The organism is Paenibacillus prosopidis, assembly GCF_003337375.1.
Lineage (GTDB): Bacteria > Bacillota > Bacilli > Paenibacillales > Paenibacillaceae > Pristimantibacillus > Pristimantibacillus prosopidis.
Map to the genome: position 1 here is coordinate 73,168 of NZ_QPJD01000005.1, position 24,889 is coordinate 98,056.

Sequence of the window (24,889 nt, forward strand, 5' to 3'; positions counted from 1 at the left end):
GGTATTCGTTGCGGTTAGATTACTTGCCGCCGTTATCGAGGAAAGCTTGAACCTGATTGATCACTTCCTGACGGACTTTCTCCAATCCGTAAGCTACCATTTGTTTATTCATTTCTTCTGCTTTCGCCTTCCAGTCTTTGACTATACCGTTTTTGAAGACCGGATCGTTCTGTGCTGTAAGCGGGCTGATCTTAGCGATCTCCGTCTTCACCGGCTCTGCATTGAAGACGAAACCGGCAAGCGGCTGCTGATAATAAGTTTCCGGTTTGGATTGGTAATCAAGCAGCTTAAGCGTCTCCGCATCGTTGTCCGAATTGATTCTGGACATCGTCGGCGACCATGTGAACTCATATCCCGGGAACAGATAATTAGTCGTCTTGTCTGTCATCTTATAGTTGCGGTCGCCGTCTTTCGTCCAATGCACGCCTTCAATGCCGTTCTCGAACAAATCATGATTTTCTTGGCTGCTGAACAACCAGTCAAAGAACTTCATAGTGCGGTCAGCATTTTTGCTCGTAACAGGAATAACGATATCGTTCCATGCTTTATAGTCGGTTCCGATTGCTCCAGCTTCCATGTTGCGCATTTTGGAGTTATAAACGAACAATTCAATATCAGCGCCAGGCACAGCTGCTTGAAGCTTTTGACGTACTTGAGCGGTAGCGTTGATTGTCGCTTCATTCGCAGCCGATTTGCCGGCAACGAACAGCGCCCCAGGATCCTTCTCGGAAAGAACGTCTTTCTGCACGAACTTGTTCCACTCTACAGCCTTGTCATATTGCGGATAGAAGTAGTAAGGATCGTTGTATGGAGCCGGCAGGCTTGCATATTTATCTGCCGAATCCCCAAGCGTCGTTGCGCCGAGCACTTTTTTGCCGTCATCGGACAAGATTACGTTGAATGCAGGCGATACGCCGGAAATCATTTTTGCGTTCGTCATCTTCTCTTCATTAGCGAACATCTTAAAGAATCCACGGTCATTTTTAAGGGCGAACGGAATCATCCCTTTTTCCGATTCCTGTACTTTCTCCAGGTAAGTCTTCAGATCATCGTAGCTTTGAATCGGCTGCATACCGTATTTTTCACGCAGATCTTTGCGGATGTATACGACCTCGATATCATAGAACGCATTGGTCAGCGGAATGGAATAAATATGGCCGTTAATCTTGTTGGCGTTCAGGAATTCTTCCGAAAACGCTTTCTTTAATCCCGGATATTCATCGTTATTGAAGTATTTGTCGAGCGCCTGATAGTAGCCGAGCGACACGTTTTGGTTAAGAGAGCCCCACGGCGCGTCAAACGCGGCATCGACCTCTTCGCCGGCCGTCATCTTGAGATTCAGTTTTTGCTTGTGGTCCGCGAACGGGTTAAACTCGATGTCCAGCTTGGTATTCAGCGTATCTTTGGTCCGTTTTTCGAATTCGGCCAGTACCTGGTCCATTTCGATCGGCCTGTCGCCGAACAACATAAGTTTTAATGTAACCGGATCCGGAGCACCTGTTTCGTTAGAAGTCTGGGCCGAATTAGTTCCTTGAGCATTGTCATTCCCGTTGCTTGTTTTGTTGCCGCTGCATGCTGCCAGCAGCATGACCAGCATGGTCACGAGCAGCAGTGCGGATAAACCTTTGCGTGTGCCTTTCATTGTCTGTTTCCTCCCTTTAGTTGTTTAATCTATACTAAAACCGCCCGTTAAGGCGAGCTCAGCCACTTTTGAATCAGCCTTTAACGGCTCCAACCATTAGGCCTTTTACGAAATATTTCTGCAAGAACGGATACAGGAAGATGATCGGTCCGATCGTTACAACGGTTGTAGCCAGTCTTGTCGACAACGTCGGAACGACATAGTTCGGCAGCGAGATTTTGGCCGAAAGCTGGTTTGCAAAATCGGCGTTGTTCATGATCCGCATGACCAGATATTGAAGCGGGAATTTGTTCTCGTCGGAAATATAAAGCATCGCCTCGAACCATTTGTTCCAGAAGGCCATGGCGTAAAAGAGACCTACCGTGGCCAGCGCCGGCAACGAGATGGGCAGCACGATTTTATAGAAAATATAGATGTCGTTTGCCCCGTCGATTTTGGCGGATTCCGCAAGCGACTCGTCTACCGATTTGAAAAAGTTCCTCATCAAAAACATGTTCCATGGACTGACAAGCGCAGGAATAATCAGCACCCAGATCGAATCCCTCATCCCCAGGTATTTGGAGATAAGCAAGTAGTTCGCAACAAGTCCGCCATGGAAAAGCATGGTGAAGTAAACGTAGAAGTTGATCCCGTTTTTGTATTTCAAAGCGCGAATGGACAGCGGATACGCTAGCGCGCACGTTACCAGCATGGCGATTGCCGTGCCGACAACGGTGACGAAGATCGTCACCCCGTAAGCCCTGTAAATCGTGTCGTCCTTGAATATCAGATTATAGGCGGCGAGCGTGAATTCACGCGGCACTATCGAATAACCATCCCTAAGAATCGATGATTCGGATGAAAGTGAGCTGCTAATAACGGTCACGAACGGAATAACGCAATAGATAGCAAAGAGGGACAGAACAATATAAATGATGACTTTTAACAGCCGATCGCTGCTGCTTTCCTTTATCATGGATGCACCTGCTTTCTTTAGAATAGCGCCGAGTCCGGGCTGAATTTACGGGCCAATTGATTAACGGTTATAACAAGGATGAAGCCAACCAGTGACTGGAACACGCCTACCGCTGCCGCCATACCCATATCGTTAAGCTCCATGAGCGCCCGGAATACGTACGTGTCGATAACATCCGTTGTCGGATAAAGCAAGACATTGCGGCCGACAATTGCGTAGATCATGCCGAAGTCCCCGTAGAAAATACCGCCCATGGCGAGAAGCATCATCAGAATGACAGTCGGCTTCAGCAAAGGAAGCGTAATGTAGCGGATTTTCTTCCACCGGCTGGCACCGTCTATCGATGCCGACTCATAAATGTCAGGGTTAATGCCCGTTATCGTCGCAAGATAAACAATCGCTCCGAAGCCCGCCCCTTGCCAAATTTTGATCAATACCAGAATAATTGGCCAGATAGCCGGCTCGTTAAAGAAGGATATCGGTTCAAAGCCGAACGATATAAGCCATTTGTTGAGCATCCCGGTATCGCTGGAGAGCAGCGCCGTCACGAACATGGCGATCACCGTCCAGGACAGGAAGTTCGGAAGCGTCACGAGCGACTGGACGATCCGTTTGAACCATTTGCCTCCGAGCTCCGAGAACATAACCGCGATGGCGACGGAAGCGCAAGTCCCGAATAAAATGAAAAGCGCATTAAGGAAGAGCGTGTTGAAAATGACGTGAAGCACTTCATTCGACTGAATGAAGAATTCGAAATTTTTGAATCCGACAAACTCGCTGCCGGCAATGCCTTTGATCGCATTGAAGTTTTGAAACGCGATGACGATACCGCCCATCGGAAGATACGAGAATACAAATATCAGCAAAATACCCGGGAGGGTAAGTAGATATAATAAGCCGTGCTTGCGTATTTCCGTTAGGAAAGCTCCCCCTTTCTTCCTTACATCTGTATCGGGAGTCCGTGTCCTTAGGGCAACCGAATCTTTCATTTGGATTCCTCCTCTTTCTCTCGTAAATCGATGTTGATTGTTCGTTGGGACTAACTTTAACAAAAATGATTCAAAGCTTGAATGAGCCTTTTTAAGATCAAAATGCGTTTTTTTAAGTTAACAGTTCCGACTCATAAGAAATAGAAAAGACGCATGCACCGGCATGCGTCTTCGTTATGATTATTCTTTGCGGGTTTCTACGTACCGCCCGCGTCCAGGTACGCTTGAATTTGTTTGACCAGCTCGCTTCGAATTTTCTCCAGTCCCAGGCTTCGAAGCTTCAGATTCGTTTTGGCGGCAGTGGAACGCCAAGCGGGATCGAGCCCGTTGCGGAACACTTGCGCCATTTGATCCGAGACCGGCTGCACCTTCGCAATTTCCGTTTTAACGGGTGAAGGGTCAAAGTGAAAACCGGCAAGCGGAAGCCGGTAATAGGTCTCCGGGTCGGCTGAATAGCGCAGCAGCTCGACCGCCTCCGAAGCGTTATCGGCATTAATCCGCGACATGGTCGGATTCCATGTCAATTCATACCGCGGAAACAGGTAGTTCATAGCGGTAGGCATCGGCTTATACATCTCATTCCCGGCTTTCATCCAGTGGTCGCCCTCCATGCCGAGCTCGAATAGATCGTGATTTTCCTGACTTTGAAACAGCCAGTCCAGAAACTTCATCGTTTCGTCGACATGCTTCGAGGTCACAGGGATAGCCAGATTGTTCCAAGCGCGATAATCGGTTCCGATACAGCCCTTTTCCATCTTTCGTTGGCAAGAAGAATATACAAATCCTTCGAGTTCCGCGCCCGGTATGGACGTGATCAATTTCTGGCGAATTTCCGTCCAGTTTGACAACACAGCTTCGGAAGCCGCCGATTTTCCCGCCGCGAACAGCACTTGCGGATTTCGCTCGGTCAAAACATCCTTTTGAATATACTTATTCCACGCCACATAACGGTCGAACGAGCCGTAAAAGAACTCAGGATCGTTTAATGGGGCAGGAAAGTCCTCATATGCGCTTAATGGATCGCCATAGGTCACGGCCCCGAGAACATGCTTCGCGTCCTTGGATAAAACAACCTGAAAGCCGGCTCCTACTCCTGAAATCATGTGAGGAGCCATCCGGTAATGCGTCTGCTTGTCCTCATTTGCGAACAGCTTAAAAAATCCCCGATCGCCCTTTAACGCTAACGGGACCATATCGGGATACGCGCTGGCGACGGCTCGCAAATAGGCTTCCAGATCTGCGTAGCTTTCAATCGGCCCAAGTCCAAGCCGCTCCCGAAGATCCTTGCGAATGTATACGATTTCAATATCATAAAATAATTGGGTCAGTGGTATTGCATACAAATGCCCGTTAATGGTATTGGACTCCAAATAGGCCGCCGGAAAAGCTTTTTTAAGACCGGGATAATCATCATTGTTGAAATATTTGTCCAGCTTTTGATAATAGCCCTGCGCTACATTTTGTTCCAGACTCAACCAAGAAGCATCGAATACGGCATCGAATTCCTCGCCTGCGGCAAGCCTCAGCTTCAATTTTTGTCTGTATTCTTCCATAGCATCCCATTCCATTATGAGTTTCAAACCAAGAATATCCTTCGTTCTCCGCTCGAACTCTTGAAGCACGATATCCATATCCGTAGGTTTGTCTCCGAAAAACATAAATTTTAATTCCTGCAGCTCCGGACTATAGGGGGCGTTACGCATATTTTCGGGCTGCGATTGTACCATACTGCAAGCTGAAAAAAAGATCATAACGAATGTAAGCAATACTGCAGTTCGTTTTTTCTTCAACAATATACTCTCGCCCTTTCTAAGATGGAAGCGCTTCATACGCTTAGTTTACACCAAAAATCTGCACCGGACATATATAGGTTTGTGATAAAAACTGCGGTTTTTTAAGAAAAAACTGCTTTTTTTTAGAAAATAGTCCACTTTCTCTTCAAAAGCACTCCTCATTGCTTCAAAGCATCCCACATCCGATCCGCTTCCTTCATGGCCGCTTCCACGCTCGTATTGCCAGTCAGCCAATCTTGAGCAGTCTGATAGAACCAATCACTGAATTGAGGGGGAGGTATATTTCGCCCAGAAAAGCGGTCCATAAACATAGATTTCCCGGTTTTCGGATCGTCTAAAACGCGAAACACGCTTGACATCGCTTCCGGCAGCGGGTAATCGATTTCTACGTTCGTGGATGGAATTCCGTTAACCGCCTGCAAGTAGCGGGGATATTGATCTTCGCCATAAAAATAATGGAGAAACTGAGTGATCGCCTCAAGCTTGTCCGGATCCAGCGCTGCTTTGGCAGATATCGACCACCCCACCGGTGCCTGTGCTCCTGCCACATTTATCTTTCCATTATCGTCCGGCAGTGCGAAAAACCCGTATTCGAAGGAAGGATCGGCTGCCTTGATTAGATTAAACATTATAGGGCCGGAAAATAGCATAGCCGCTTGACCCGAAACGAGGATGGAAGCCGTCTGGTTATCACTCGTCGCAACAAAACCCTGGGCCACATAACCGAGCCCCCATAGGGAAGCAAGTTTATTCATTGCTTTCATGGGCGCGGGATCGGTCCAGCTTACCTTGCCTTCGCTCCGCTGTGCATTCCAGTCAGGATTGTGAATATAAACCTCGTCAATTAGAAACTTGTTGACCCAGTACTCCATATGTCCAATGTCTTTGGCACCGACTACGATGGGATCAATACCCAGACGTTTAATTTTTTCGCAGGCCTCGATAAATTCGCCGAATGTTTTGGGCGGCGCAGCAATCCCGGCTTTACGAAATACAGCTTTGCTGTAGATGATGCCTTGCGGTGCGGGAAGTTCTAACGGTAAATTATAAAAGCGGCCGATTACTTCCGGAGCGGGCTGAAGCAGATTCACTAAATCACCTGGAATTTCATAGAGCAAACCGGCGTCGGCGAACAGCTGCGTTTCGCTCATTTCCACCAAATCCGGAAATTCCCCGACGGCCTCCTTCATTTTCAAGTACTCCCCGTAAGATCCGGTCCATGTTTCATTCACTTCATCGATCACGATATTCGGATGCGATTTCTCGAAAGCGCCGATTACCGATGAAATGCCCTGCTTGTGCAATAAATTGTCTTTTGCATAAACAATCGTAAAAGAGAGCGGCTTCGCTAAATTCTTGTCTTCAACATCTGAGCGGTTCCCTTTTAATAATCCGCATGATGTAAGGACGGCCAGACTTCCCAGTATGACCAGTACGGCGATAATCCGTAATCTCTGCATAATCGTGGCCTCCTTATGAATGTATCGACTGTTTGTATTCAAGAGGAAGCTTGCCATAACGTTTTTTGAAGGTATCGCTGAACTGCCGCGGATTATTGTACCCGATCCGGTCTGCGATTTCATACACCATCAAATCGCTCTGCATTAATAAGCGCATCCCATTCTTCATCCGCACCTCGGTGAGGTATTGCTTGAAGTTTTCGCCGGTATGCTTTTTGAAGAAACTGCTGAAATAATAGGGATTCATAAAAACAAGCGCAGCCATCGATTCAAGCGTAATATTCTCCGCATAATGCTCTTCGATATAGGATCTAACCTGCACGAGCTGCATAATTTCCTTATTGCCTATTTTGGCGGCAGCCTCGCGGCGAATTTCTTCGATGACTTCACTTGCGTGCATGGCCATTTGCTCGAACGTTTGGAAGCGGTCCAGCCTCGCGAGAAGCTCATGGTCGTCCAGATCGTTTATCCCCGCAAAAATGCCGAAATCCTTCAGTTCCTGCCGTATACAGGTGATTGCCCCATAAACTGCGGATACTGCGGCATGTTTGCCGCCGGGTGCAAGCATTCGAAACGATTCCATCAGTTCGCTTACCTTTTCATCCGTATCTCCTTGGGCGGGATTGATCAAAGCAGTCACAAGCTTCTTCAGCAAATCGTTTATTCGGCTTTTAACCTCCGAATCCGCTTTGGGCTGCTGTCCCTCAATGACACGGTTCCAACCTGAAAAATACTTGCACTGGAGAGAATCCATCGCAAATTGTGCTGAAATGTTTGCCTCGTCCAACGTTTCAACCGCTTTTCCGACGCCAATCGTAAAGCTGACCTTCACATACCGGTTCAGCTTATCATGGAAATCCCGCGATAAAGATAACGCTTCTTCCAGGCGGTCATGCTGGAGAAAAATACCGTGCAGCTCGCCTTTCCGAAAATAGATGCCGGAGTCGGTCTGGGCAATGGATTCGACAAGGACATTCGTGATGGCAAAATCGAGCAAATTGCGCCCCGGTTCCATCCGGCTGTTCCCTTCGCTTATAACGCCGTCCAATTCGCCGAAGCACACGGTAATATATTTACTTCGCGAAACGAGTCCCATTTTTATTAATTGGGCGGATGCGCTTTTATCACCGTCCGTTATTCGCACGAGCAGTTCTTCAATGGAATCGTTTCGCTTCTTCAGCTCGAATCGAACTGCCATTTCTTTCTCGCGGACTCTTTGCGACTGGTCGCCGATAAGCCGGATCACTTTCTGAATGGCCTGCTCCAACTGATTTTTATCAACGGGCTTAACCAAGTATTCGACCGCTCCGTACCGCAGCGCATCCTGGGCATAGGAAAAGTCGCGAAAAGCGCTAATAAACACAACTTTTATATTCCGGTTCGTCTCATGAATTTCGCGGATGATATCAATACCTGTGTACCCGGGCATGCTGATATCGCTAATAATCAAATCAGGCTGAGCCGCATCTATCATTTGCCGCAGTTCTTTCCCGTCGTATGCCTCGCCGACGATTTCCAGACCAAGCTCATTCCAATGCAGCAGTTTGCGCAGCCCCCTCAGAATGACAGGCTCGTCATCCGCAAGCAGCACTTTAATTTTTTTCATATCGCAGCTCCTCCCTTCGCAGCGGATACAGCATTTGAATCGAAGTCCCAATTTGCGGTTTGCTCTCGATCGTAATTCCATACGGCTCTCCGCATGCCTGAATCATCCGCGCATGCACATTTTTGAGGCCGATGCTTTTTCCTGTTACGCTCTCTCCCTCTGCCAACTGAGACTGAAGCCGTGTGAGCGTTTCCTCATCCATTCCGACGCCGTTATCGTATACCGTAACCGCCAAGCTGTCCTCTCCCGATTTCTCGATCTTAACAAGCACGGTACCTTTCCCTCCTTTTGGACGGATGCCATGCTGAACCGCATTCTCGACGAGCGGTTGAATGGACAGCTTCAAAATAAGCGCTTCAACAAAGCTGTCCTCCAATTCTATTTGCAGGTCGATCCTGCGGTCGAACCGTACTTCGATCAGATGAAAATAACTTTTCAAGTGCTCTAATTCCCGCTGAACGGTAACCCACTCTTCACCGAAGTCGATTACGTATTCGAGCTGGTTAGACAAGGCATGGATCATGTCCGCTACCTCCACGGCATCGTCGGCTACCGCGCTCATACGAATCACTTCCAATGTGTTGTATAGATAATGAGGCTGTATCTGCGTCTTCAGCGCATTCAATTCGGCTTGCTTGCGTTTGATCTCGGCTACATAAGCGTCATTGATAAACAGCTGAAGCCTTTCGATCATCCGGTTGAAGCCATGCGCAAGCCGCCCCATCTCATCCTTGCGCGTTGTCGTGATACCGGTTTCAAAATGTCCCGATTCGACGCGAACCATCAGACGCATAATATCGAGAACCGGTCGGCTGAACGTCCGTGAAAACAAAGCGCCAAGTGCGAGCAGCGCGAGCAGACATATCGCGGAAGCAATAATTACGTTTGATCGGATCTGAGTGAGCGAAGCGAAGAAATCGGCCTTGGCTACCAGCCCGATGACTTGTCCGCCGATGAACGGTATCGGCTCCGAGTATAGCATCCTGGTTCCGCTTCTTTTGGCTGCCAGCTCGTCGAATCGTTTCCCTAGCTTGTCTCCCTGATTGGAATAGAGAATATAACCATTGCTGTCAATGACATATACTTCATCCCTCCGATCAAGCACAACCTGCTGGAACAGTTTATCGAATATATCAAGATCGACGTCGAAATAAAGCGTGCCAAGCACCTTTACTTCAGGACCTAGCTTGCCGGAAGTATCATTTAAGTTACGCGCAAATGTAATCACCGGTCTTGTCGAACCAAAATAAGTCTCCGGATGAGGCGGGAAAACAGCAAGCAGCTTCTGTTCTCCGGTGAGCGTATAGGACCAGCTGACCGGCGGGAAAGGCTCATTCGGGTCGAGCACCTTGTTGACACGCGACTGGTTAAAGACCGCTTGATCGGACGTGCGGACGAATAATGCGTTCTCAATATGTGTATCGCTATATAATATCGTTTTCAAGAAATCATTGATCGTCATCAGGTTTATCCTGTCTAGACGGTTGATTTCCTCTTCCAGCATAATGCCATGCCGATCGGCAATATTTTGCGAATTATAATACATATTTTTGGAAATTTCATTGTAATTGCGAAAAATGTCATCCGCATTTTTACTTAGGTAAAGCAGCATTTGTTTAAAATTGTTCTCGGTATTCCGCTCCACCTGATCGGTAAATTGATTGAGCGAAAGCGCACTAAGCACAAGGAGAGGAATCATCCCGACGGCAAGAAAAGCCAATGATAATTTAAAAAAGATACTATGTCGTATCGTCGTCCATTTGATCATGAAATTGCTCCTCGCCCCCGGACTAGATGTACATAATGGTGTTCTAGCTTATCATAACCGATAAAGCTCCTTCCAGGGTATGAAGTAATTTATGCCAAGCATGCGATTTTTTAAGAATCGAAAAAGACCATCGCCGGACCGTATGGTCCGGGTGATGGCCTCATTCGTTAATTTTACGATATGCTGTACTGTAAACTGCCGCCTGCCGTTTCTTTACGGATGGTCCTCCCGGCCGCGTCGATCTCTTTGACGTGTACGGAAATACCGTCTCCATCCCCGTCAAAACCGGTCAGTTGAATGATCTGAACTCTGCCGTCCGCCAATTCCACGCTTATCTCATCAGCGGATACAGCCGTAGCCTTTGTTATCTTGGCGGTCTGCTCATAGGTTTCGATCACGGTTACAAAACGCGCGCATTTGCCGACAGCGCGGGCGCTTAGCATTTTGCGCCTGGACGTCTCATCTCCCAAAGGGTAATCGCCTCCGATGGAAGCGATGAACCGCACCGCCTTTAAGCCCGACAAGTCAACGGAAATGACGCCTTCCCGGCTCAAATCCGCAGGGTTCGCGGGCACCGCCCGGTCAAACCGTTTGCTCATAAGCTTTACGGGACCGCCAAAGTAATCCACTCCAATCCCGTTTCCTTGATCGGTGTTTTGATATCGGATAGGCAAATCCGCCAAATACCGGATCTCGCCATCCTCCGTAACGATGTAAGGGTCTCCCCAAAAAATCGTCTTTTCCGTCTTGTTCAAGGAACCGTGCTCGCCGTATGCTTCGTCCGCTTGGACCCGGAGCTCCAACGTTTCGATCCCCTCTACTGATACGTCCAGATCGTCTCTTCCCAAAATCCATGCCCCAAACTTCCCGTGAGCAAGTGTTTGGCCGTCTCCCGTTACCGCATAATGGAGCTGCTTCTGCACCTGGAAGTATTCCGGGTCAGCGCCGACGATCATCTCCGTCTCGGGCGGCCAAACCGTATAATGATCAATGCTCAGTGGACCGTCCTCGTTGCATTCCGTCCGGTTCGCCCTATTGTCGTAGCCCGGTCCGAAACCCATCTCGAACTTGGCTTTCACGGTACCGGACATCTCATACCAATCGCAATCGGTAATGAATTGGGCGCTTCCCAGCGGATCGGTGCTGAACTGTTCCGTATGCGCTTTGTGCCGTTTTTTGTCCGCTTCCAGACTGATCAAGCCTTTGCAGTGGAACAAACAATCATAAGTATGCTCCTCTTCCCCGCTCATATAATCGAATAGAACCACATAATCGTCGGTAACGACGGTCATCCGGCGCTGAAGGACTTTCTCCGTAAAGGCTGTGCGCTTCGAGTATTCCGGAGCTTCGGCCGGAATGGGCACATATCTGCCCTCGTTCCAGGTGCGCTCCGCAAAGGTCTTATCCCCGGCTACCCGCCACCCGCCATAAGGGGGATGGGACCAGCGGGCTTTGTTCTCCACCGCGCAGGCTTGGAATAATCCGCCGCTATGAAACAAAAGCCTGAGCCCTTCCGCCGGGTCCTGAAGCTTCTGATCCACGATAACCATATTGTGGGTGAGGGAGTTTTGCACGTAAAACTTGTACATAAACGTATGGTAGTTGTACCAGATGCTCTCCGGGTTGTAGAAGCTTTTTCCGTAACGCATGACGGAGAGCAGGCTGACCCTGTCGTAGTGGCCGTGCGCCCCTCCGTGCGAGCCGTATTTCACGACCGCTTGAATCTGTTCGCGGGGAGCTCTTCCTTCGGTCTGCGAACGAAGGACGGCTACGCCGGCATTGTCCGCATAGGCCGAAGAAAGATACGGCTTGGACTCGCTTTGCTTCAGACCGGGGACGGCGTAAAGCAGGTCCCGGTCCGCAAGCCCGCACGTCAGGAGAATGTCGGCATACTCAGGCTTGCGGTACAGGTAATAAGCCAGATCGAAACGGGCATCCATATAGCCCCTTGGAGAAATGCCCGGAAGCTTGGATTCGGCGGAATCATTGATACCGAAGAGCACGCCGCGGTAATCCGCGAAAGGCAGCAGGCTGTCCCAAAGCTGGGTTATCGAACGGTAGTTGCTGCGGCTGGGTCCCCAAATGTCGACGCTAAGGCCGTCAATATCCGGTTTCCTTCCGGGTGTGACCTGATCGTAATAATGGGCCGGCACCCAGATTTCGGCCAGATTGATGCCCCAAGGCCTACAGCTTTGCGTCATCTCGGAGAACAATCCCGCTCCCATCAGGTTGTAGCCGACCGAGCATTCGTACCACCAGCCGTCATCCAAGGTACCTTTGGACAAATGATCGGTGAAGCCGCCGGTCCCGTAAAGGAAACGGTTCATCCGCTCAAAATCCTGAAGCGTCTGGCTGCAGTATAAGGCGCCGATCATTTCAGCGAGGGTCCAGTTGGAGATTCCACCCTTGCAGAGCGCCCAATCGATCAGCTCGAGAAATAGGCGGAAGGTTCTCTCCATATTGGCGTGGTCTTCCTCCGACAGCAATCCTGAATCGAAAAGCAAATCATAGACAACCGCCGCATGCTTGAACAGTTCGCCTTCGTGAACCAGCTCCTGATGGCTGGCTCTCCGCGTTGCCGGATAACCTTTCGCCGGGTCAATGAGCCGGCGCAGGAACATCGCCGCTTTTTCCGCCAAATCCCGTCTGCCCGTCACCTTCCAGGCGATAGCCGCATTCTCGGCTTCATGCGAGTGATGAGTCTCGAACAAATAGAGACCGCCGTCATGGATTTCCGGTACCATCCATTTGTCCGCCCGATGTTCGTACATGGCCAGAAGCTCTCCGGCCCATTCATAGCTCCGCGTCTTCTCCCGAACATCATCCCATTCCGGTTCGGTCATTTTCACATAGGGGTGGGGCAGAGACTGGAGAGTAAACAGCTCCAAAGCATCGGCGGCAGCCCCTTGTCCTCCGGGAATAGCCGTAATCTTTTGCCTTTCATGGCCGCCGGGAGCGACCTTCTCCGGAACATTCACGCTGACGCAGAGCTTCTTCGTCTCCCAAGGCTCCATCAACAGGAATGGCGGGTCCAGCTCAACGGACATCGTTTCCCACCCGTATTTCTCGCAAATAAAACTTACGGGCTGTGTTCGGCTCGTACAATTGCGAACGGTCACTTCATATCGGGCTGTTTCTCCCGCAGGAACGGCTTTGGAGAGGACCGGCGCACTGATATGAACGGCCTGCCGTCGTTTCAGCTCCAATCGGATCAGCGTAAGGGGCTCTTTCGAGCCACCGGACTTCCATTCGCCGGATATCCGGATGCTCCGGACAAATTTCCATTTTCCCGACAATGACTTCTTATCGTCAAACTGCTTGAGTGGGAGGGTCATGGACTGTGTGCCTTCTCCAGCGACCAGACATTGGACTGCGGTAAACTCCACTTGTTCCGGCATAGGGCTCTTATTAAGCAGCAAGCCGGCCTCGACCTTCAGCTCCAGCAGCCCGTCAGCAGGCAGCTCCAATTCCAGCTCCAGAAAGTGCCAGTCTCTTAGATCGGCACTGAAATCATTCTTCTCTTCAAAGCCGCGTAAATACCAGTTATTCGGTTCTTGAACACCCGGATATTGAACCGTTACGCTGTTATCCGGAGCAATAAGAATTCCCCCTTCATTCGACGCTCTTCTATTTGAGTAACCCTTATGAAGAATATCCCACTCCATGAGGTCGATTCTCGCGGATTGCGTTTCCAAACCGTCCACCATCCTTCTATGCTTTTCTCATTAGAGATTAGCACAAGAAAATGACTGTCATATATGCTCCTTTTTAAGAGTCTTATGAAGTTTCTTAAGAACGTAATAAGAGAAACAGCAAAAAAACCTTGATAGACCAAAAAATCTGGCCATCAAGGTTCCCTATCTTTTTGCATATATGGCACCCCTGCTTCATAAACCTTATTTCGCGAAGCTGTGATGATCGATCGTAGCAATGACTTTCAAACTGGACCAGAATGATCCTTTGGATACATTCGGATTGAAGAAGTAGACCGCCTTCTCTACGTTATTCTTGCCATTAAGGGCATCCTTGGCTGCGCGCAGCACGCTTGCGTTCGGCTTGCTCTTTTCCAGCAGGCCGTTGTGCGCGGGCGGAAATTGCTTGCCCGAGTAGATTACACCTTGGATGGTGTCCGGGAAGCGAGAGTCCTTCACCCTGTTAAGAATCACATTCGCAACGCCTAGCTGCCCCTCGTAAGACTCGTATCCCGACTCAACCTGCGTGATTTGGGCCAGCAGCATCAAGTCCTTCTCCGTGAACGGTTCCGCCTTGTTATCCAGGATGGAAGGCATCACCACCCGCAGCCTCGTTCCTTCCTTGATGCCAGACTTACTGTCCAGCCCGTTCCGCTGCAACAGCGCAGGCGTGCTGCTGCCTGCCTCATTGCTAATCTCGGCCAATCCGTAGGCTTCCGTCACCACGGCTGGAAGCACTGTCGTAAGCTCGGCCGCCAACTCCTCCGTATTCCACTTCACCTGCGCATGCATCAGCTCCACCGCATGACGAAGCGGAATATACATTCTGCCGTCCGACAGGAACGGCGCTACCTCCATCACGTAGCGCCCTTCGTTGAAATACACAACCGGGACGCCATTGCCCAGCACAATCTGATCTCCTAAAACTGTATGTATCGTTGCTTCTTCATTTTCATTATCCCAATTTACCTTCGCGCCGAACATGCCGGCTATGTTCGCTACGGGCAGGAACAACCTGCCTTCCAGCATCCGTACAGGATCGGCTATCTTCAAAGCCTTTCCATCAAGCTTAATCGTAACGTCATCCGCAATTGCAGCCTTCTCTCCCTGGGCAGCAGCTGCCGATAAAGGACCGATGCAAAGCAGGAGCATTGCCCATAACATGATAAGCATACGCTTGCCATTCAGCTTGCTACTTCTGATCATGATTACCTCCCTGCAAATCTCAAGGTTATGTAAATTCGCTTCATCCTTGCTCTCCGCAAAATTATATCACAGATTAAAGCGGTTACAGGATTAACATTTTCACAGAAATGAAAAAAGCCCATCTTCCTTTTTCTTGGAAGAATGGGCGGATAACGCGGATCTACTATGAAATAAATCCTTCTAATTTTATCATTTCACTCTAAAAACAGTAACAGAGTGCTTCGGAAAATCATAAGAAAAGCTGCAGCCTTCTAGACTAAATTCCTTCTGCTTTGGCAATACCCGCTCAGGCGACTCAAAACTATTTTCGTCATCAAGCGCATGACCCGACATCTCGAACACTTCTGCCGTTAAAGACGCTTTTTGATAATCCTCCAAAACAACCTGTGCGTTAACGCTATTTTCCTGCACATTTACAACCTTAACGATGACATCGCCTGTTGAACGGTCAAGGCTTGCAGAATAATAAAGCGGTTCAATTACAGGAAGCTTGTCTTCCGTTTCGTTGAACAACTCATTATTGATAAAGGAACGGATTTTTCTTCCTGACACTTCTAATGCAAGCTCATAATCAATGCCTTGTTCCATAGAAGATATGCTTTGGGTTAAACAAGAGGTTCTCCCATTCACACGGGAGGCTATCAAGGAATCCTGATTTTGCCATCCGCCAACTTCCCAGATAAACTGATTGTGATCGTCGCTTTTTCCAAAAATAAGGTTAAAGCCTTTTGGTCCGCTGATTTTTTTTGCTTTTATATGGAACGTATAGTTCTCCCAATCCGTCTCTCCCAGCTCCAGCGACCGTTTTGAAGTTCCATTGATGCGGTCTTCTTCCGTATCCGACAGCTCTGCAGTCAAGCCGTTAAAATCCTTCGTTTCGCCGGTATCGTTGTTTACAAGCTTTATATCCCAAAATTGAATGGCACAACGGTCCGTTTCAAGGGCAAAAGCTCCGTTAATCGGCTTCGCCGGTATTTCTTGTTTTTTCTCCAATCCGTTTGCTTCAATTTTTAATAAATGATCTCCCTGGTGGTTCATAAACAGCTTCTGCACATAATAGTTTGCCGTTCCGAATACTTCATGGTTGTTGAACCAAATCATATCCGGCTTCCAGTTAACATAATCGACATTGCACAGCATCGGCGCATAGCAGGCCAGTCCTACCGCATGTGCATTTTTTTCCAAGCCCGTCATAAAAGCTGCCTCTACAAGCGCGTTATAATACGTGTTGCCCCATGAAGCATATTCACCCAAAAACACTTTTGGCTCATCGGCTTTGAATTCATCATACCGGTTATAATTGGCCAGAAACCATTCAGGCGACTGATAATAGTGCTCGTCCACAAGATCCGAGTTATTTTCTTTGGCGGATTTCCAGCCGCGGTCATATTCTCCGCCAGCCGCGAATGGACCACTGGAGTTGATGACTTTAATATCCGGATATTTCTCTTTTATTGCCCGGTGGAAATACGGATAACGCTCAAAAAACGGCGCTCCGACTTCTTCGTTTCCGATACCGATATACTCCAGACCAAACGGCTCCGGGTGACCCAGCTCAGCCCGTAACGCCCCCCATTTGGTTGAAGGATCGCCGTTCGCGAATTCGATCAGATCCAGCGCGTCATCAATCCATGGCCCCAGCTCATCAAGGGGAACGATGCGTTTATGATGCGGGTCATATCCGCCCGGCAGGATCGGAATCGGTTTTGCGCCAATATCCTCGCAGAACAGAAAGTATTCATAATAACCTAAACCGAGTGTCTGATTGTAGCTCCAGTTGTTCCGTCTTGCCGGCCTTTGCGCAATATCGCCTAACGTGTTTTTCCACCGGTACATGGAGTTTCGATCATCAGGATTCAAGGATCCGTCATGGATCAGACAGCCGCCTGGAAAACGCATAAACTTGGGCTTCAAGTCCGCTAGCAGTGCAGCGATATCTTCACGCATGCCGTTTGGCCGGTTGAGAAACGTCTTTTCCGGAAAGAGAGAAACCATATCCAGATAAAGCTTTCCTTTTCCTGTTGCAGTTATCACAAGACGGCTGCTGCTGTCGGTGGCATTTGCTGTAAATGTCGTTTCATACTTTACCCATTCAGATGAATGTACCATGATCGCCGCTTCGGCATAAACGGTTCCGTCGACACTTTCAATCGTTACTCTAACCGGCTCGTCAAAGCTGGCATCCCGCCGCGCATAAACCGAGAACAAATAATTTTCGCCCTCTTTGACAGGAATACCGCTATTAAATCCCAGGTTCATAATCCCGACGCCGTCGCCCGCCGATAGAATATCGATGGCAACGTAATTCCGGTTGCGCGTGTTCAAAGGATGGCTGTCTTCAACCGTGATTTCTGCCTTTCCGCTTCCTCTTTCGACTTTTTCCCAGGCCGTTAAAGCATGGTATTCTGCACGATCGATCGGGTCAAATTCAAAAGAACGATTTTGAATCAGCTCCGCATAAAGCCCTCCGTCCGCCGCGTGATTCAAATCCTCGAAAAAAATGCCAAACAAATCGCCTAATTCTGCGCCTCGCTCTTGTGTGTATACATGTAAGGCAGCTTGTGACTTCATCACTTTTTAGTCTCCTTTTCTTCGAAAACCCTTTTTAGTAAATTTTAAGGGTTTGTACATTCGGAAACAATAATTTATAATGGCGATAAACTGACCTATCGTGCTTTTTTAAGGAGATACAGAATGATTCGTTTGCTTAATTGCGGATATAATTTTATTCATTGGGACGGGGACGGGTTCGTTATTAACCGCCCGGGAGGACCGGGAAATTATGCCTTTGTCTTCTTCCGGAGCAATTCAGAGGTTATTCTAAACGGCAAGCACTTGGTAGCAGAAAAAAATTCCTATATATTATTCCGTCCTGGAACACCTCATCTTTACAGGGTGTTGGAGAATCCGTTCGTTAACGACTGGTTCCATTGTGACGGCAATGAAATACACGAATTCCTTTTGCAGATCAATTTCCCCATGGATACGCTCGTTAAAGCTCCAGATCCGCTGCTGATCACAAGATGCATTATGGAATTGCATAGCATTAACAGGCTGGGCGGCCCGCTCCATGATAAAATTATTGACTCAGAAATTAGAACCCTTTTTATGAAGCTGAGCAATTTTCTTGAAAGAGCCCCCCAGTCCGATAAAACGAGCCGGTATTTCCGCCAGTTTTCAGGGCTGCGGGGTGAGCTTTACAGTTCCCCTCAAACCCATTTGTCGGTGGAAGAGCTTGCTTCGCGCATCAATTTGAGTAAATCGTATTTCCAGCATATTTATAAGGAGCTATTCGGGTGTTCAGTGAGTTGGGACATTATCAACGGCAGGCTGGAATATGCCAAATATCTTTTGGATAACAGCTCGTTATCCGTTTCTGCCATTTCAAAAATGTGCGGATATGAAAACGATACCCACTTTATGCGCCAGTTTAAAAAATTCGTGGGCGTTACGCCCAGCCAATACAAGTCCGGACGCTGAATAAAGGGAATCAGCCAAGCCTATACGCGGAGATTGTAGAATCCGGGTTAGTCTTGGCTGACACTGTCTCCAATTACTCTGAAATAGGTCTCATTGTACGCAACACACCGTAAATGCCGTTTAGCTTATCTTCCGGAACGAACTTAATTTCCACTTGTTCTTTTCCATTTATAAGCTCGGCAGGGACCGGATAATGCTTCGTGATAAAGTCGCGTTTCCACTCAGGAGCCGACTTCTCGGATACAAGCAGCTCGCCATTCGCATAAATGTTCATGACCCGGTCATTATTGAAGGAGAAGTACGTCACCTGAAGCACATTATCGCTTCCCGGAACAACGTTCAGCTTATAGCTAAACCAGCCTCCAGGATGTGCTAATCTTCCGTTTTGACCTTCCCAAGCCCCGCTGAACGTTTCTTCTCCTTTAATCTCATGCTGAAGCTCATATTGATCATTTCCAACTTGGACGCTATCGATCGTGGCTTCTCTAACAAGCCGTTCCAATCTGTCCCGCTCCAAATGCCGCTTCAGCTCATCGGAGTCTTCTTCAACAATATTCCAGTAGATGCCGTACCGCTCATGATGCTGTTTGTAGTGCGGGGTGAAGATAAGCCGGTCATCCTCATCCGTATTCCGAAGCTTGAACGCCAGCTGGCTGCCTTCCTTCACGAGATGCCGTTCAATGCCGTCCAGCCATTGCTCCGGGCTCATCCCCGTCGGAATAATAAAATCTTTTACGAGCATTTTGCGGGTCGGCACCTGTACCATAATTCCCGTAGAGGCCAGAGTCAGATCTTCAGTACCGAGTGCCGCACTAAGCACAACCGGTCCATATTGGAACCCGACTACTTTTTTATTATCCGGCAGACTTGAGAAAAACACCTTCATTGGAAGCGTTAAAGTAAGCGTATCGCCATGATTCCATTTTCGGCTAATAACGATGCAGTGCTCTTTGATCTCCGGGTCTACTGGCTCGTCATTCAATTTCACAGTGACCTCGCCTCTCACCCAATACGGGATACGAAGATGGAGCTTTAACGCTCTCGCTTGCTGATCTTCAGTCTCTACTTTAAACGTCACTTGATCGTGTTCAGGTATGTTGGAGCTTTGAGTAAGAATGACTTGCTGCTCGCACCAGTTTAACTTCGAGCTCGTGAACTGATTAATATAAAGCTCATTATCTTTATGGAAGTAGATACTATCGTTCAGCTTTGTGAAGCTCTCCATCCCGGTACCTGTACAGCACCAGAAGTGTTCAAATGGCGAGCTGTATATTTTGAAATATCCTGTCGCCATCGGTTGGAAGTACATCGTCATGCCTGTTTCCGGATTTTGCGAGGAAAGGATCGCATTCACATAATTTGTCTCATAGAAATCAGCATACTTCCTATCTCTGGTCAGTTTGAACAGCTCACGGGTCAGCTTCAGCATATTGTAGCTGTTGCAGGTCTCGCAAGTAATATCTGTTCGTCTGCTATTAAGGATATCAGGCTCGCCAAAATGCTCTGACTCACTATTTCCGCCGGTCATATAGCTATGGTGATAGACAACGATATCCCAAAATTTCTTGGCAGCTTCGAGATAAAAACTTTCGCTTTCCCCCAATACTAAGTAACGATTCAATGCTCCCAGAAATTTAGGAATCGTCGTATTGGCATGCTTCCCTTTCAAAATATCCCGGCCCTGCCGGGTCGCTTCAAATAATGGAAGCTCATCAAATTTATGAGCCGCTTCCAGATGCTTCTGATCGCCGGAAATTTTATACAAATCATAGAGACAATCATTCATCCCGCCATACTCTACCGCTAGTACGGTAGCTTGAAGCTCATCCGACCAACGCGATGTTCGCGATGCAACCCAATCGCCTAATCTCACAACGGTGTCGAAGGCAATCCGGGATTGCGTGGCATGATAAACCGAAATCAAACCCGCAATAATTTTATGCATCGTATACCAAGGAACCCATGCCGGCTGTTTCTTCTCGATATTATCGATGAGCGTCTCAGGAAACGCCGACAGGTACCCGCTTTCAAATTGACATTGCGACAATTCGGAAGCCATATACGATAGTTTCTCTAACATCACGGGATCTTTCGTATTGGAGTAAGCTTGTGCGCATGCCGTTAAAAAATGACCTAGCGTATGCCCGCGAATTTCAGTATCTTCCCACCCGGGGTACTTCTCCGCCTTCGCATCCAAGCCCCGATTTTCCCGAAATCCGGCTAGCAGGCGGTCAACATCATAGCTGTTCAAATATTGTAGTTCCTTTGCGAAGGCATTTACGTGATATTCTCCAGTCAGCACCACTTGCTCCAGTTCAAAATCTTGCAAATCGTTTCGCTGCAGCGTCGCTTCTTTCATCGTCATAACGCTTCCACCTTCCATTTACCGTATTATAGCGCTCTAAAGCTGCCATCTTCAGATTACCGTTAAGCGATAAACAAGGTAAATGGCGAAACGTTCGAATTAGTGTAAAAAAGTCAGATTAATTATTCCCCTCGCCGCTGATACAAATAAGGTTTTTTCTTGAAAACAAGCTTGTTATTGTTTCATTTCCCTGTTAATCTTTAAATTAATCAATCATTATGAAGTGTGAAAAGGTTAGAAAGGGGGATAATATACCAAATGATCGGCCATACCTTTCATGTAGAAAAACCGTTATTTTTTGAAATGACGGGAAAGTTCGTTTCCCCCTCTCCCGATTGGATGCACATGAGCAGATTGCTTATGAGTTATGAACTGTTCGTGCAGACAAAAGGACATTTGTACATTGCGGATGAAGAGGAGCAGCATGTCTTGCAGGAAGGGGATTTTCTGCTCATGGCTCCCCGGACCAAACAATTTGGCTACCTCAAATCGGATTGCAGCTTTTATTGGCTTCATTTTACGGCAGAAGAGCAATCGGCGGGATCCAATCTCATCGAGGCGTATGAACCTAAAGCTGGAAGCATAATAATTCCGTCTAAAGGTACATTAAATAGTACGGATAAAATCATCGTGATGATGAAACAGCTGCAGGACTCCGTTCGAAACTATCAGGATCAGACGCTTAATAACTATTTGACAACGAGTATTCTGTGCGAGTTGTACAATCAATCATATCTCATCAAAAACGCCCCTATCAAAAAGTTAAAGCAGCTACAGCTCTACAATGATATCGTAGACTATATTAAGTGGAACCGTTTTGAACAGCTGAAGGTGTCTCAAATCGCGGATCACTTCGGCTACAACATGAAATATTTGTCACACCTGTTCTCAACGATTGCCGGCGTGTCTCTCAAGCAGTTTATTTTGCAGCAGAAGATCGAAGCCGCGTCCTTTCTATTAACGGACACAAATCAAACCATCAATGAAATTGCTTTGCAGCTCGGCTATCACGACAGCCATCATTTCATGAAGTCATTCAAACAGATGACAAATCTTACGCCAACGGGCTTCCGCAATGCTTCTGCAAATCGATTGTTATATTACAAGTGAATCATCGGTATTGAATGATCGGCATTGAATGATAAAGAAGTTCGAAGCGGAAGCCTCGAACTTCTTATCATTGCGAATTCCGAACACAACAAAATAAGTCAGGTTACCGGAGCCGGGTTAAACAGGCACAAAGCATTGTGCAATCCCCAGCGGTCTGCCCAAGTCTTCTTTTTCCCGCTTGCTACATCCAAAATCATGTGAAAAATACCCCAACCAACTTCTTCTATCGTTGCTTCTCCCGTTGCTATCGTTCCAGCATTCACGTCGATTAAATCATGCCACTGCTCCGTTAAAGAATTTCGGGTAGCTACTTTAATAACAGGGGCCATTGCCAATCCATAAGGTGTGCCTCTTCCAGTTGTAAAGACTTGCATATTAACCCCTGAAGCAAGTTGTAAAGTGCCGCAAACAAAATCGCTCGCAGGTGTTGCCGCAAAAACGAGCCCTTTTTGGGTTGCTTTTTCACCCGGGGATAATACTCCCACAATAGGACTGCTGCCCGACTTGATAATGGATCCAAGCGATTTCTCCACCACGTTCACCAATCCGCCTCTTTTATTTCCAGGCGACGGATTCGCACTCCGGTCCGCTTGGCCCTTTTGCAAATAATTGTCGTACCATTTCATTTCTTGTATTAATGCCTGGCCCACTTCTTGATTGATTGCCCGCGGCGTTAACAGGTGAACGGCATCACGCACCTCGGTAACCTCCGAAAATAAAACCGTTGCGCCCGCTTGAACCAACAAATCAGCGGCAAATCCTACTGCCGGGTTCGCCGTTACCCCGGAAAAAGCATCGCTTCCTCCGCATTGTAAGCCAACCACCAGATCGGAAACGGGGCAAGTTACACGGTGCCGGCGATTCAACTTTATCAATTTTTGTTCCGCTAAGTTCATAATGGACTGTATCATACTCATAAAACCATGATGATCTTGCAGGGAAACGATGTTGTCCGAGTCTCCGTCCGTGAGCAATCTTTCCGGTATTAACTTCTCGCAGCCTAACCCCACTACAAGTACCTCACCGCCAAAATTGGGGTTGGTCGCGATATTTTGTATGGTGCGAATCGGAATGATAGCATCAGGAGCATTAATGGCAACTCCGCAGCCATAATTATGAGTTAAAGCCACTACGTCCTCTACATTTTGGTAATGGGGAAGCAATTGTTCTTTAATCATTTTTACGGCATAGTCAAGCACCCCTGCAACACATTGAACGCTTGTTGTGATTCCCAGTATATTTTTTGTGCCGACGCTTCCGTCTTCGTTGCGATATCCTTCAAACGTATATCCTTCAAGAGGCGGAAGCGGTAATGGTACTTGATTAGCAATCGGCAGCTCGTCTAATTGGGGAGGCGAAGGGAGTCTTACCAATTCTTCCTTCACCCAACTGCCTTTTGGAATCGGTCCTGCCGCATATCCGATAACTTCCCCGTAACGAATAATAGGCTCATCCTGCTCTATATCCGTTAGGGCTACTTTATGGCCCTGCGGAGTGCCGTCTCTAAGTTCAAGACCGCAAGCAAAGATGCATCCTTTAGGCAACCCGCCGGAATTAACGATAATCGCAACATTATCCTTGGCGCTAACCTTTATATAAAGAGGCGCTTCATTCTGGCTTTTTGCTTGCTCAGGCATACCTGCATCCTCCTTGTATCAAGCTTCCGGTCTCATCGTTATCATCAGGGTACGAATGACCGAAGACACCGCGTGCCGAATTAAAGCTGGTGCATGAATCATGGCCTCTTCTAATGTCATAGGTCTTTGAGCAACCCCTACGATGACGTTGATCCCTTGCTCGTATAATCCCTGCACATCGGAGGTAATACCTCCCGATATGCAGATAACGGGCACATTGAACTTTTTAGCTAACCGGGCTATACCAACGGGTGTTTTTCCAAAGGAGGTTTGATGATCGGTGTGCCCTTCTCCCGTTATCACGAAGTCCATCTGCTGTACCCGATTCTCAAAATCAGCGGCTTCCAGCACAATATCGATTCCCCGCGCCATCTTTCCGGGTAAAAAGGCCATTAATCCGCCGCCCAATCCACCGGCAGCCCCAGCCCCCTGAAGGTTAGCAATGTCCTTGCCTAATTCGCTTTCTATGACCCGGCTAAGATGAAGCAAACCGTTGTCCAGGCTTCGAACCATTTCGGGTGTTGCGCCTTTTTGCGGACCAAAGACAGCCGAAGCTCCGTTCTCCCCGCACAACGGGTTGGTGACATCACTGGCGATAATGAACTCGCATTCGGCGATACGCGGGTCCATATCAGAGAGGTCAATTCGGCATATGCTCTCCAGCTCGCCACCGCCGTAACCTATGTTTTCGCCGTCCTTATTCAAGAAACGCGCCCCGAGAGCTTGAGCCATGCCGACTCCTCCGTCATTGGTCGCACTGCCGCCGATGCCTATAATCAGTTTACGGCAGCCCAGTTCAAGCGCTTCCTTGATTAACTGCCCTGTGCCGTACGTTGTTGTTAACATCGGATTTAACCGCTCTTTGGGTACAAGCGTCAGTCCTGACGCCGAGGCCGCTTCAATTACGGCCGTGTGTCCTTCCTTCATCAATCCTATATCTGCTTTAACCGGATTACCCAAAGGGCCCGTTACTTTCACTTCATGCAGCCGCCCCCCGATTGCGCCTATAATGGCTTTAACCGTACCTTCCCCGCCGTCGGCTACAGCCATTTTATGAACCTCAGCTTGGGGAAACGCCTCAAGGATTCCTTGTTCCATGAACTCAGCTACCTCATAAGCATGAAGGCATCCTTTGTATGAATTAGGTGCAACTAAAATTTTCAAGCTGTTCACCTCGGCATTTGGA

At 48.1% G+C, this 24,889-nt stretch carries 15 protein-coding genes; 2 read left to right on the forward strand and 13 right to left on the reverse strand.

Annotation, left to right across the window (positions count from 1 at the left end; translation table 11 throughout):
- Nucleotides 1-19: 19 nt before the first annotated feature.
- The 10 genes from DFP97_RS08895 to DFP97_RS08940 form a co-directional block, all read right to left on the reverse strand.
- The gene (locus DFP97_RS08895) at nucleotides 20-1,642 is read right to left on the reverse strand and encodes an ABC transporter substrate-binding protein (RefSeq protein WP_114379651.1); all 1,623 of its coding nucleotides are present in this window, start codon (nucleotides 1,640-1,642) and stop codon (nucleotides 20-22) included.
- Nucleotides 1,643-1,715: 73 nt separating this feature from the next.
- Nucleotides 1,716-2,597: a carbohydrate ABC transporter permease gene (locus DFP97_RS08900; protein ID WP_114379652.1), complete on the reverse strand. Its 882-nt coding sequence runs from the start codon at nucleotides 2,595-2,597 to the stop codon at nucleotides 1,716-1,718.
- 17 nt (nucleotides 2,598-2,614) lie between these two features.
- Nucleotides 2,615-3,586 carry an ABC transporter permease gene (locus DFP97_RS08905; RefSeq protein WP_114379653.1) on the reverse strand — a complete coding sequence of 324 codons (972 nt, stop codon included), beginning with the start codon at nucleotides 3,584-3,586 and terminating at the stop codon, nucleotides 2,615-2,617.
- A gap of 197 nt (nucleotides 3,587-3,783) precedes the next feature.
- The gene (locus tag DFP97_RS08910) at nucleotides 3,784-5,376 is read right to left on the reverse strand and encodes an extracellular solute-binding protein (RefSeq protein WP_245976027.1); all 1,593 of its coding nucleotides are present in this window, start codon (nucleotides 5,374-5,376) and stop codon (nucleotides 3,784-3,786) included.
- Nucleotides 5,377-5,537: 161 nt separating this feature from the next.
- Nucleotides 5,538-6,839 (reverse strand): ABC transporter substrate-binding protein, encoded by a 1,302-nt coding sequence (locus DFP97_RS08915; RefSeq protein WP_181873422.1) that lies wholly within the window; start codon nucleotides 6,837-6,839, stop codon nucleotides 5,538-5,540.
- Between the two features lie 13 nt (nucleotides 6,840-6,852).
- The gene (locus DFP97_RS08920; protein WP_114379656.1) at nucleotides 6,853-8,445 is read right to left on the reverse strand and encodes a response regulator; all 1,593 of its coding nucleotides are present in this window, start codon (nucleotides 8,443-8,445) and stop codon (nucleotides 6,853-6,855) included.
- Entirely contained in the window at nucleotides 8,432-10,213 is a 1,782-nt protein-coding gene (locus DFP97_RS08925; protein ID WP_114379657.1) for a cache domain-containing sensor histidine kinase, read from the reverse strand. The genes DFP97_RS08920 and DFP97_RS08925 overlap by 14 nt, the downstream gene beginning before the upstream one ends.
- A gap of 173 nt (nucleotides 10,214-10,386) precedes the next feature.
- Nucleotides 10,387-13,908 carry a COG1470 family protein gene (locus tag DFP97_RS08930; RefSeq protein ID WP_147275036.1) on the reverse strand — a complete coding sequence of 1,174 codons (3,522 nt, stop codon included), beginning with the start codon at nucleotides 13,906-13,908 and terminating at the stop codon, nucleotides 10,387-10,389.
- Nucleotides 13,909-14,109: 201 nt separating this feature from the next.
- On the reverse strand, nucleotides 14,110-15,111 hold the full coding sequence (locus DFP97_RS08935) for a cell wall hydrolase (RefSeq protein ID WP_114379659.1): 1,002 nt from the start codon (nucleotides 15,109-15,111) through the stop codon (nucleotides 14,110-14,112).
- A gap of 189 nt (nucleotides 15,112-15,300) precedes the next feature.
- Nucleotides 15,301-17,682, reverse strand: coding sequence for an alpha-L-arabinofuranosidase C-terminal domain-containing protein (locus tag DFP97_RS08940; RefSeq protein WP_114379660.1), 2,382 nt, complete (start codon nucleotides 17,680-17,682; stop codon nucleotides 15,301-15,303).
- 123 nt (nucleotides 17,683-17,805) lie between these two features.
- Here DFP97_RS08940 and DFP97_RS08945 point away from each other — a divergent pair, with 123 nt between their 5' ends.
- Entirely contained in the window at nucleotides 17,806-18,591 is a 786-nt protein-coding gene (locus tag DFP97_RS08945; RefSeq protein ID WP_114379661.1) for a helix-turn-helix domain-containing protein, read from the forward strand.
- Between the two features lie 73 nt (nucleotides 18,592-18,664).
- Here DFP97_RS08945 and DFP97_RS08950 read toward each other — a convergent pair whose 3' ends face one another.
- A complete protein-coding gene (locus DFP97_RS08950; RefSeq protein WP_245976030.1) occupies nucleotides 18,665-20,956 on the reverse strand; it encodes a glycoside hydrolase family 127 protein in 2,292 nt (763 codons plus the stop codon).
- A gap of 258 nt (nucleotides 20,957-21,214) precedes the next feature.
- Here DFP97_RS08950 and DFP97_RS08955 point away from each other — a divergent pair, with 258 nt between their 5' ends.
- A complete protein-coding gene (locus DFP97_RS08955; RefSeq protein WP_114379662.1) occupies nucleotides 21,215-22,066 on the forward strand; it encodes an AraC family transcriptional regulator in 852 nt (283 codons plus the stop codon).
- Nucleotides 22,067-22,164: 98 nt separating this feature from the next.
- Here DFP97_RS08955 and garD read toward each other — a convergent pair whose 3' ends face one another.
- Together garD and DFP97_RS08965 are read right to left on the reverse strand one after the other, a co-directional pair.
- Complete coding sequence (gene garD / locus DFP97_RS08960) at nucleotides 22,165-23,703, reverse strand: galactarate dehydratase (RefSeq protein ID WP_114379663.1); 1,539 nt, start codon at nucleotides 23,701-23,703, stop codon at nucleotides 22,165-22,167.
- Nucleotides 23,704-23,721: 18 nt separating this feature from the next.
- Complete coding sequence (locus DFP97_RS08965; RefSeq protein WP_245976032.1) at nucleotides 23,722-24,876, reverse strand: glycerate kinase; 1,155 nt, start codon at nucleotides 24,874-24,876, stop codon at nucleotides 23,722-23,724.
- Between the last annotated feature and the right edge of the window lie 13 nt (nucleotides 24,877-24,889).